Annotated in this window: 10 protein-coding genes; 1 reads left to right on the top strand and 9 read right to left on the bottom strand. The window is 60.3% G+C overall.

Features of this window, described 5'->3' with window-relative positions:
* Positions 1 to 279 precede the first annotated feature (279 nt).
* On the top strand, positions 280 to 699 hold the full coding sequence (locus BRX37_RS25105) for an HD domain-containing protein (RefSeq protein WP_202968880.1): 420 nt from the start codon (positions 280 to 282) through the stop codon (positions 697 to 699).
* 126 nt (positions 700 to 825) lie between these two features.
* Here the strand turns inward: BRX37_RS25105 and BRX37_RS25100 are convergent, their stop codons facing one another.
* The 9 genes from BRX37_RS25100 to BRX37_RS25060 form a co-directional block, all read right to left on the bottom strand.
* Complete coding sequence (locus BRX37_RS25100) at positions 826 to 2,913, bottom strand: hybrid sensor histidine kinase/response regulator (RefSeq protein WP_125990145.1); 2,088 nt, start codon at positions 2,911 to 2,913, stop codon at positions 826 to 828.
* Positions 2,906 to 4,408: an ATPase domain-containing protein gene (locus tag BRX37_RS25095; protein ID WP_069335645.1), complete on the bottom strand. Its 1,503-nt coding sequence runs from the start codon at positions 4,406 to 4,408 to the stop codon at positions 2,906 to 2,908. Before BRX37_RS25095 ends, BRX37_RS25100 begins: the two co-directional genes overlap by 8 nt.
* A 411-nt stretch (positions 4,409 to 4,819) precedes the next feature.
* On the bottom strand, positions 4,820 to 5,566 hold the full coding sequence (gene arsH, locus BRX37_RS25090) for an arsenical resistance protein ArsH (protein ID WP_037523027.1): 747 nt from the start codon (positions 5,564 to 5,566) through the stop codon (positions 4,820 to 4,822).
* Positions 5,563 to 6,591, bottom strand: coding sequence for an ACR3 family arsenite efflux transporter (gene arsB / locus BRX37_RS25085; protein ID WP_037523025.1), 1,029 nt, complete (start codon positions 6,589 to 6,591; stop codon positions 5,563 to 5,565). Before arsB ends, arsH begins: the two co-directional genes overlap by 4 nt.
* A gap of 5 nt (positions 6,592 to 6,596) precedes the next feature.
* The gene (locus tag BRX37_RS25080) at positions 6,597 to 7,133 is read right to left on the bottom strand and encodes a GNAT family N-acetyltransferase (protein ID WP_125990143.1); all 537 of its coding nucleotides are present in this window, start codon (positions 7,131 to 7,133) and stop codon (positions 6,597 to 6,599) included.
* Positions 7,130 to 7,543, bottom strand: coding sequence for an arsenate reductase (glutaredoxin) (gene arsC / locus BRX37_RS25075; protein ID WP_037523022.1), 414 nt, complete (start codon positions 7,541 to 7,543; stop codon positions 7,130 to 7,132). Before arsC ends, BRX37_RS25080 begins: the two co-directional genes overlap by 4 nt.
* Positions 7,544 to 7,553: 10 nt before the next feature.
* The gene (locus BRX37_RS25070) at positions 7,554 to 7,883 is read right to left on the bottom strand and encodes an ArsR/SmtB family transcription factor (RefSeq protein ID WP_048938527.1); all 330 of its coding nucleotides are present in this window, start codon (positions 7,881 to 7,883) and stop codon (positions 7,554 to 7,556) included.
* Between the two features lie 223 nt (positions 7,884 to 8,106).
* On the bottom strand, positions 8,107 to 8,346 hold the full coding sequence (locus BRX37_RS25065) for a helix-turn-helix domain-containing protein (RefSeq protein ID WP_069335647.1): 240 nt from the start codon (positions 8,344 to 8,346) through the stop codon (positions 8,107 to 8,109).
* A gap of 84 nt (positions 8,347 to 8,430) precedes the next feature.
* A complete protein-coding gene (locus tag BRX37_RS25060; protein ID WP_268812432.1) occupies positions 8,431 to 10,713 on the bottom strand; it encodes a heavy metal translocating P-type ATPase in 2,283 nt (760 codons plus the stop codon).
* Positions 10,714 to 11,102 lie beyond the last annotated feature (389 nt).

The raw sequence follows: 11,102 nt of genomic DNA, 5'->3' as shown, positions 1-11,102 counted from the left end.
AACAATCTCAACTTCACGCAGCTTGCCGATAATTTCTTCCGGCTTGTGCTTCTTGCTCGGCATTCATCGTCCCTTTCGTGGTCCAGACTATCATAGTCTCTGGGCCACTCAACGGGGGGCAGATCACAAGCGCCCCAGAAAACCCATGACCCATCCCTTCAGAGTGTGTGGTCATGGCGTATCGAGGTTTATAGCGAGTTAAGTAATCTCGACATTACCGTAACATAGATCAATAAATGCCAATTTTGCGTAATTTTCTCGCGTAAATTTGGCCATATTATGATGGAGATTGTCCGAAGGATCCCGCACACCGACGAAATGTTGGCTGCGGCGTTGTTGCACGATACGATTGAGGATACTGCAACAACCCGAGAGGACATCGCGCGCGAGTTTGGAGAGCCTGTTGCTGCTCTGGTGATGGAACTGACCGATCAGTGCCATGACGGCAACCGCGCTACACGCAAAGCAGCGGAAGCAAAACGTCTCGGTACCATCTCGCCCAATGCGCAAACCGTAAAACTCGCCGATTTCATCAGCAACACGCAATCGATCGTTGCGGGAAGTCCTGGGTTCGCCAAGGTTTATCTACGCGAAAAGCTGCAGGTCTTCTCCGTCATGACCGGTGGGGATCCTAACCTGTATCGTCAGGCCATGGCACTGATTGAAGATGCAAAGACGAGCATAGGCTTCCGCGCTTAAATTGATCTGCTCTGCCTGCAGTGTTTCGAACTACGCAGCTACGCCAGACTTCCCACCGATTGTGAACGTCCTAAATATCGGCAGATGGGTCGATATGCCTTCAGCCACATCCCCGACTAGTGCCATTCAGTTAAGCATCTCGCGGATCTTTGCCGACAGGATCTCGATCTGGAACGGCTTGGTGATCATAGCCATGTTCGTGCCAAGGAATCCGGCACGCATGGCGGCATTCTCGGCATAGCCGGTGACAAACAGGATCGGCAGCAAGGGCAGATGGTCGCGAGCGACTTCCGCAAGCTGACGGCCGTTCATGCCAGGCAGGCCGACATCGGTGATCATAAGATCGAACGGCCGGCCGGCCTCCAGAAGTCGGATCGCCTCGCTGGGCTCGGCGGCCTCTGCAATCTTGTAGCCAAGCTCGCGCAGCACTTCGCCGATCAGCAAGCGCACCGAAGGATCGTCCTCGACCAGAAGGACCGTCTGACCATCGCCTTCGAAAACAGTGTCGATACCGCCTGTTTCATCGGCGGCGCTCGTGGGATCCGCTATCGGCAAATAGAGCGTGATGGACGTTCCAAGTCCGGGCGTCGAATGGATGCGAACCTGGCCATTCGATTGCTTGGCAAAACCATAGACCATCGAGAGCCCGAGCCCGGTTCCTTGTCCCACCGGCTTGGTGGTGAAGAAGGGCTCGAACACCTTTTCTATCGTGGCAGCGTCCATCCCGACGCCGGTATCGGACACTGCCACCGTAACATACTTTCCTACCCCAATATCAGGTCGGGTCGCGGCGTAGCTCTCATCAACCGTCGCGACGCCGCTTTCTATCGTAAGGCGGCCGCCGTCAGGCATGGCATCGCGTGCGTTGATGGCAAGGTTGAGAATAGCGTTTTCAAGCTGGTTGGCGTCTACGAGTCCAGGCGGTAGCCCTTCAACCGTCACGATTCCGACCTCGATATTCTCTCCCATTGTCCGCCGAAGCAAATCTTCGAGCGATAGGACGAGTGCGTTGACGTCTGTCGCCTTGCTGTCGAGTGACTGACGGCGTGAGAAGGCGAGGAGGCGGGCGGTCAGCCCGGCTGCGCGTTGCGCGGACGTGGACGCCGCATCCATGAAACGATCCTGATCATCGAGGCGGCCTGACGCCATGCGCCGCTTCATGATGTCGAGGGCACCGATGACGCCGGTCAGCATGTTATTGAAGTCGTGCGCGATCCCGCCGGTGAGTTGACCGACCGCCTCCATCTTCTGCGACTGCCGGAGTGCATTTTCGGCGCGCTCGCGCTCTGCGGCTTCCGCTTGCAGCCTGTCGAGCGCGTTCTGCAAGTCCTGTGTTCTAGCCTGCACTTCGCGCTCCAGCTTCTGGGCTGCCTCGGCCAGCTCAAGCTGTGCGCGCTTCTGCGCGTCTATGTCGACGATCACGGAAATCGAGCCAGTGACGGCGCCGTCGGGGCCTTTCAGCGGCACGCCACTGACTCGCGTCCAGACGTCATCCCCCTGCAGGGGATGGAAGAGAAACTCTGATCCCTCCACTGTTTCGCCGCGTAGTGCCCGGACGGTGACGAACTGGTCCCGTTTGATACGGTCGCCAGTATGGTCATAACCGATCCACCGTTCCTCGCCGTCTGGAAGCTGCGAAGGCACAGCACCAGTGGGCGTGAAGCGCCGAAAAGCAGGATTTGAAACAAGAGTTTTATGATCCGTATCGACGAAGGCCACGCCGACGGGGAGATGCTCGAGGAGGACGCGCATCTGCGCATGCTGGGCATCGAGTTCAAGGATCCGATCCCTGATCTCGAACTGCTTCTGTCGCGCACGCATTGCGGAGTCGATCGCGCTGACCAGCGACTCTGAACTCAAAGGCCGTTCAAGCAGGACGACATTGTTGACCCGGTCCGGCAGCCGCCGTCGGATGGTATCGCCCGAACGGGCGATGCCCGCCTGTCGGCCCGCAAGGAGCACAAGCGGGATGTCCGACCAAGTAGGTTGCGCCAGTAGCGCCTCGCTCAGCGGCGCGAGATCGGTCGCCAGCGCTTCTTCCGTCAGGAGAATGACGCCAACATGCTCGTCAAGACGACCGGCGACGTCAGTGAGCCTTTGACAGATATGGGCGTCATAGCCCTGTCGCTTCAAAAGCAATGCGACGCTGTCCGCATCCCTCCCGTAGGGCGCCGAAATGAGGACGCGGTGACCTTCTGATGCGTTTCTATGCACGGGTGCCGCGATCTTCCATCAGCGGCGACTGCGTCCCGACATATTCTGGCGTGCCGCTTAAAACCCCACGAAACTCGGCCAGTGGATTGCCGACGCGGATGCCCTGAGTGTCAATCCGTAGTTCGCGGATCGTGTCCTCATGCGCGCCGCTCCTGTTCTTGACGATCGAGATCGCTTTACGGATGCGGCCTTGCGCCTCGAAGAAGCGAAGCAGGATGACGACGTCCGCGACATAGGAGACGTCGAGACCATTGGTCTGCATCGATCCGAAAAAGCCCTGCTGGGGATTGATGAGAAAGGTGACGACACCTGCCTGGTTGAGATAGGACAAGAGCTCATGTAGCTGCAGGATGAGCTGCTGCTCCTGCGGCATCGCCGCGACGTAGCCGTTGAGGCTGTCGATGATGATGATCCGCGCTTCGCGTTTTTCGACCTCTTCACGAACCATCGAGGCGAACTCGCCAGGCGCAACTTCGGCGGCATCAAGCTGACGGATCACCAGGCAGCCACCTTCGATGAAGCTAGCCAGATCAATGCCCAGCGCTTTAGCGCGGGCAATAAGCGTGCCGATACGCTCGTCAAATTCATAAATGACGCAGTTCTCACCGCGACGGCAGGCCGCCGCCAGATATTGCAGGGCGAGCGTGCTCTTGCCCGCGCCCGATGGACCGGTAATGAGTGTGCAGGTGCCGCGGGCCGGTCCGCCGCCCAGTAGCGCATCAAGCTCGGGAATCTCGCTCGCCACTCCCTCGTCGTTGAAATCGCTATGGTGGTCGGCGGCGATCAACCGGGGGTAGACTTCAAGACCGCCCTTGCGGATCGTGAAGTCATGGTAGCCGGCAATGAAATTGACGCCGCGCAGCTTTTGAACCTGGAGTCGGCGCCGAGCTGCGCCGAAATCGAGGGTCAGCCGTTCGAGTGTGATGACCCCGTGGCAGAGGCTGTGAAGATGATTATCGCGTTCCCCACTGTAACTCGTAAGGTCGTCGACCAGGATGACCGTGGTATTCAGGCCAGCAAAGAACTGTTTGAGTAACAGGAGCTGACGCCGATAGCGAAGCGGATCCTGAGCCAGCAGGCGCATTTCGGACAGACTGTCGAACACCACACGCTTCGGCTTGATACGCTCGACCTCGGCCTTGATGAGGTTAATTGTCTCACCGAGCTCCATCTCGAAGCTATGGAGGATCGACTGGTCGCGACCAGCTCCGAGCACTTCATCGGCCGATGCCAGTTCAAACAGGGCAATGCCGTCGAGATCCCAGCCATGCGACTTCGCAACGACGGATAGTTCCTCGCTGGTTTCCGAGAGCGTGATGTAGAGCGCTGGCTCTCCCTTATCGCGACCATCCAGCAGGAACTTGAGCGCAAGGGTGGTTTTGCCCGATCCCGGCATGCCCTCACAGAGATAGAGGCGATTGGCCGGCAGGCCTCCGCGCAGGATGACGTCCAAGCCTGGATTCCCGACGGAAACCGTGGCGGGTTCTTCACTCATGGATCGACGCCCCTTGTTCTATTTATTGCGACAACGCATCGACATGCCCTGAGCCAAGGGCCGTTCGAAAAGACACTGGAAGCGGCCCCTCCATCAGACGTTCGATCGTTCCCAGGCTCTCGGCTCGGATGGCACTTTCGTCCTTAGCGGCTAACGGATGGCAGAACGAGACTAAAACCCAGCGCTTTGATCTTGATTAAGGCATTTTATGCTCGTGGAAGAAGGGCAAGTGGAAGAAGAGTTCGACTGACGTTTATTGGCTGGAAATGACCGACTGTGGACGACAGCCACCGAAAAAGTGGAATGTCCGCTGCTGAGGATCAAAATTTGGGCGCTAAGCGTCCGGCATGGGTCGACAGCGGAGATGGCCGCTACGCGCTCTTTCCAGTCATTCGATGGTCAGGGCGAAAATCAGGATTGAGGCATGATTGCAATTGCGGAGTGGTCCGCTGCGTTATCAACCGGGAGCCCAGCCTCCTTCCGTTCGGAGTATCGGTCAACGAGCTGCACCCCGTGCGGCCTCATCAGCACGGTGAAGCGGACCAGTTCCTCCATCACATCGACGATGCGCTCGTAGTAGCTCGATGCCCGCATCCGGCCGTCTTCGTCGAACTCCTTGTAGGCCATCGCCACTGACGACTGATTCGGAATCGTGAACATCCGCATCCAGCGGCCCAGCAAGCGCAGCGAATTGACGGCATTGAACGATTGCGAACCGCCGGACACCTGCATGACCGCAAGCGTTCTTCCCTGCGTCGGCCGCATCCCGCGCATCTGAAGTGGCAGATGATCGATCTGCGTCTTCATGATGCCGCTGATCTGGCCGTGCCGCTCAGGACTGCACCAGACCATGCCCTCCGACCATAGCGCGTGCTCCCGCAGTTCATGCACCGCCGGGTGATCATCTCCCGCTATCTGATCGGGCAGCGGCAGGTCGCTAGGATCGAAGATCCGCGTCTCGGCGCCGAAGAACTTTAGCAGGCGCGCCGCCTCTTCCACGGCGAGGCGCGAAAACGAGCGTTCCCGCAGAGAGCCGTAGAGCAGCAGAATACGCGGAGGCGGTTGATCCGGGCCAAGGCCGCTGGCGGGACGAGCCAACGCAAAAGCTTTGTCTAGCGCAGGAAGGTGATCGGGGGCGGCGAGTTCGCGCAGTCTCATGCGGAAATACCTTTCTCGTACCAGGGACGGGTCCGCTTCACCAAGGCGACGATCGATAGCATCACCGGCACTTCGACCAGCACGCCCACGACCGTTGCCAGCGCGGCGCCGGAACTGAGGCCAAAAAGGCTGATGGCGGCGGCCACAGCCAGTTCAAAGAAATTGGAGGCACCGATCAGCGCCGAAGGGCCAGCGACGCACCATGCCACGCCAAAACGGCGGCTGAGCCAATAGGCGATGCCGGCATTAAGATAGACCTGAAACAGGATCGGCACGGCAATCAGCGCGATTACCAGCGGTTGCCGGATGATCTGCTCGCCCTGAAAGCCGAACAGCAGCACCAGTGTCAGCAGCAGGCTGGCAAGGCTGATCGGGCCAATGGCGGACAGGAAATGCTGGAGCCGCTTCTCGCCCCCGCGAAGTAGGACTCGGCGGAGCAGTTGCGAGATGACCACCGGGACGACGATGTAGAGTCCCACCGACAGCGCCAACGTGCTCCACGGCACGGTAATCGATGCCACGCCCAGCAGCAATCCTACGAGCGGCGCGAAGGCAAGGACCATGATCAGGTCGTTCAGTGCCACCTGGCTCAAGGTGTAGTTCGGCTCACCATCGACGAGGTTGGACCAGACGAAGACCATCGCCGTGCAAGGCGCAGCAGCCAGCAGGATCAGCCCGGCAATGTAGGACGACGATACGCCTTCAGGCAGCATCGGCGCGAACAGGTGGCCGAGGAAGAAGGTGCCGAGCAATGCCATGGAGAATGGCTTGATCGCCCAGTTCACTACGAGGGTAATGCCGATACCACGCCAGTGCTGCCGAAGGCTATGGAGGGCGCCGAAATCGACCCGTAGCAGCATCGGGATGATCATGAGCCAGATCAGGCCCGCCACCACGAGGTTGACGTTGGCGATCTCCAGCGCTGCGATCGCCTCGAAGGCGCCGGGAAGCAAATGGCCGAGACCGATCCCGACTACGATGCACATGGCCACCCACAGCGAGAGATAGCGTTCGAACAGCGAAATGATCGTCAGTCCTTCCCGGAAGCGATAGGCGCGGTCGCGGTGCCGCCACCCAAGGCGATCTGCATGTAAACTGTGTCGAGCCAGCGACCGGCCTTCCAGCCCATGCCGGTCAGGCAGCCGACCTGCTCAAAGCCGCAAGAGCCGTGCAGTGCGACGGAGGCCGGTTCACCGCCACCGATGACAGCGACCATCTGCCGGAAGCCATAGGCATCGGCGGCCTCCAGCAAGGCCTTGAGCAACAGCTTGCCGATGCCGCCACCGCGCCGGTCGTGCGCTACGTAGATGCTGTTCTCGCAAGCATAGGCATAGGCCGGTCTATCCCGGAACTGCGTGGCGTAGGCATAGCCCACCAGCTCAGATCCATCGCAGGCGACAAGGAACGGCCAACTCCGCCCGGTGATCAACAAGATCTTCTCGACGGTCTCGTCCGCGGTCGGCGGCACGACTTCGTAGGTTGCCGTGCCGTGAAGAACATGATGCGCATAAATGGTGGCAATGGCGTCCGCGTCGTCGACCTCAGCCCGGCGAACCGAAAGACTCATCGCCGGGTCGCTTCCACGACTTCGCCGTCTTCCTTGACGAAAGTTCTGCGCTGCTCGGCCGGCAGCAGGTCTAGCACTGCTTCGGAAGGCCGGCAGAGCTTCACGCCCAGTGGCGACACGACCAGCGGCCGGTTGATGAGGATAGGATGCTCCATCATCGCGTCGACGAGGGCCTCGTCCGTCAAGGTCTCGTCGCGGAGGCCCAGTTCGGCATAAGGCGTCCCCTTCTCGCGCAGCAGAGCGCGCGGGGTGATGCCGGCGCGGTCGATGAGTTCCAGGAGCAGCGCACGGCTCGGCGGCGTCTTCAGGTACTCGATAACATGAGGCTCTATACCCGCATTGCGGATCATGGCCAGGGCATTACGAGAGGTCCCGCAAAGCGGGTTATGGTAGATCACGATATCGGTCATTGTTGCCTCTTCAGCAGCAGGTAAGTTCGGCCAGAAGCGGCTCGCACAGTTCGGCGCGCCCCTGGCAGCAATCCTTGGCCAGATAGACCATGAGGCCGCGCAGCGCGTCGAGGTTGGCGCGCTGGATCTGTTGGCGACCACGCTTCTCGGACAGCACCAGGCCGGCCTTCACCATCACGGCCAGATGCGTCGAAAATGTGCTCTGGGTCAGCCCCGACGCTTCGACCAGTTCGCCGGTCGACAAGCCATCCGGCTCATGTCGGATCAGCAGCCGAAACGCATCGAGCCGCGTGGGATGGCCAAGGGTGGAGAGAATGGCAAGGGCGTCATCGGTGTCCATGCATCGAAATTATCCGATGCGATATGGCCCGTCAATGAGATATCGGATATTCCCGATTCTTTATTCGTCAGTCAGGCTTGAGGGCAGCTTGGGACCAATTGCTAGATGGAAGCTGGCATTCCGAGATCGGCTCGACGCGCGGTTGGAAGGGAAAACCTGACCGTCTGCTCCTGGGGATCAAAAATCGCCCCTTGAACGGCAAATTTGGGTCGGATTTGACCGATTAGAAGTCGCTGGGTTCAGTGGTCAGATTGTCAGAAATCGTACCTGCAGCCGCGTTGGCGTCCGCAGCGAGGTCGCGCAATGCCTTCGCGGTGTCTTGCAATAGGTTGTCACTGATGGGGCGCTCGCCATTGATGAACCGCCGGATAGCCCGCTCATCGATCCTGAGACGCCGAGCAAATGCTGTCGTTCCACCAAGCAGCTGAACACAGTAGGCGAATTGGTCCTGTCGATCTTGCATGTACCGAACATAGCCCGTCTGACGCGGGAGGCAATGTAATCGGATGCGAGAGTAGAGACGTCTGGGCGACGCAGGCGGAATAGCTCACAGGGTTCGTGTCCTCAGCCGAAGGGCATTTGTCACGACGCTGACGGATGACAATGCCATCGCCGCGGCGGCCAGCATCGGAGACAGCAGAATGCCGAACAGCGGATAGAGCAGCCCTGCGGCCACTGGGACGCCCGCCGCATTGTAGATGAAGGCAAAAAGGAGGTTCTGGCGGATATTGGACATCGTCGCCTGGCTGAGCCGCCGCGCGCTCACGATGCCGTTCAAATCGCCCCGCAGCAACGTTACGCCCGCGCTTTCCATGGCAACGTCGGTGCCTGAACCCATGGCAATACCCACATTGGCGGCGGCCAGCGCAGGCGCATCATTGACCCCGTCACCCGCCATCGCAACGACGCGGCCTGCGGCAATAAGGCGGTTGACCACTGCGCTCTTCTGATCAGGCAGGACTTCGGCTTCGACCTCGTCGATGCCAAGCTTGTCGGCAATGGCTTGCGCCGTCTTGCGGTTGTCGCCCGTCAGCATCACGATGCGGACCCCCTCTTGCCGCAAGGCGCCAAGGGCCTCTGCCGTGGTTGCTTTGATCGGATCGGCAATCGCGATGATCCCTCCGACCTGACCGTCCAGGCCCACGAAAATCGCGGTGGCGCCATCGCGGCGCAGGTCGTCGGCAGCGGGCGCCACTTCGATACTGTCTATGCCCTGATCGAGGAGGAATGGTGCATTACCAAGGACAACGCGCTTGCCCTCGACTGTTCCCACCGCACCGCGTCCCGTTGGGGAATCGAACTGGGATACCGGTGGCAGCACGAGATCGCGGGACCTGGCCATGTCGACGATTGCGAGCGCCAGGGGATGCTCGGATGCCTGCTCGACGGCGGCGGCGAGACGGAGGACCTCCGCTTCGGTGTGGCCGGACGCCGGTATGATGGCGGTAACCGCCGGATGGCCCAGTGTCAGCGTGCCGGTCTTGTCGACGACCAGCGTATCTACCTTCTCCATCTGCTCGAGCGCCTCGGCATTCTTGATCAGGACGCCAAGCCTTGCACCACGGCCCACGCCCACCATGATGGACATGGGCGTGGCGAGACCAAGTGCGCAGGGACATGCGATGATGAGGACCGCGACAGCGGCGATCAGGCCATGAGCGAAGCGCGGCTCCGGTCCCCATAGACTCCATCCGACAAAGGCCAATATCGCAACAAGGATCACGGCGGGCACGAACCAGCCAGCGACACGATCGGCCATGCGCTGAATGGGCGCGCGCGAGCGCTGGGCCTGCGCCACCATCTGGACGATCCGGGCGAGCATCGTGTCTCGCCCCACTTTGGTCGCCGCGATGACAAGCGCACCGGTCTGGTTGAGCGTGCCGCCAATGACCGTGCCATCAATCTTTTTGGTCACCGGCATGGATTCGCCGGTAACCATGGATTCATCGACCGACGATCCGCCGTCTATTACGGTGCCGTCCACCGGCACCTTCTCACCGGGGCGAACGCGCAACTGGTCGCCGACGCCGATCAAGTCGAGGCTGACCTCCTCCTCATCGCCATTCCACAAGAGCCGACGCGCGGTCTTTGGCGACAGGTCGAGCAGCGCCTTGATTGCGCCCGACGTCTGCTCGCGCGCACGCAACTCGAGGACCTGTCCCAGAAGCACCAGCACGGTGATAACGGCTGCCGCTTCGAAATAGACCGCGACGCTGCCATCGGCATTACGAAAGGCTGGCGGAAAGAGGCCGGGAGCGAGCGCCGCGATCATGCTGTAAGCCCAGGAAACGCCCGTGCCCATCGCGATCAGCGTGAACATGTTGAGGTGGCGTGTCGCGAGCGAACGCCATCCGCGCACGAAGAATGGCCAGCCCGCCCAGAGTACGACCGGCGTGGCGAGAGCGATCTGGATCCAGATCGACAATCTCGCCGGCACCAGATGATGCAGAGCGGGAACGAGATGCCCGCCCATTTCCAGAACGAAGACGGGCAAGGCGAGCAGGAACCCCACCTTAAGGCGCCACGTCATGTCGAGCAGCTCGGCGCTTGGTCCGCTCTGCGCGCTCGCCACTTCGGGCTCGAGCGCCATGCCACATATCGGGCAAGGTCCTGGATGATCCTGCTGGATCTCAGGATGCATGGGGCAGGTCCAGACAGTCCCGGAGACGATAGCGGGCTGCTCCCGCGCGGAGAGGTAAAGCACGGGGTCAGCGACGAACTTGGCGCGACAGCCGTTGCTGCAGAAATAATATCGATGACCATCATGTTCAGCGCGATGGGGCGTCAGTTCGGGGTCGACTTCCATCCCGCAGACGGGATCGTGAACCATTGCCTTCTGGCCATGATGGTCATGATCGTCCTTGTCGTGATGTCCATATGCATGCGGGGGCATGTTTTGCATCGACGGCTCCCTGTTGTGCGCAGCTCAAGTCCGTCCGGCTTCGCCTGGCAGATGGGCTACCCCGGAAAGTACCACAGGATCTTGATCCCAAGCAAAATTTGGTAGCCGCCTTCAGCAAGGCTTCTGACGAACGTCGCTCATTGCTTAGCCGGCGCACACCCTAGCCGCCCATCCTCGACTGTTGAGCGATAAGCGGATAGGGTGGATGGCTCCCGCTCACGGCATCTAGGTGCCAAGATGGTTTGCTGTCAGGCAAACCCGAGCAAAGGAACCATCCGCCATGGAGATTACCACGATCGGCCTGGATGTGGCCAAGA

Origin of the sequence: Sphingomonas sp. S-NIH.Pt3_0716 (assembly GCF_003950715.1) — a bacterium.
Lineage (GTDB): Bacteria > Pseudomonadota > Alphaproteobacteria > Sphingomonadales > Sphingomonadaceae > Sphingobium > Sphingobium yanoikuyae_A.
This window is presented reverse-complemented; position numbering and strand designations above follow the sequence as displayed.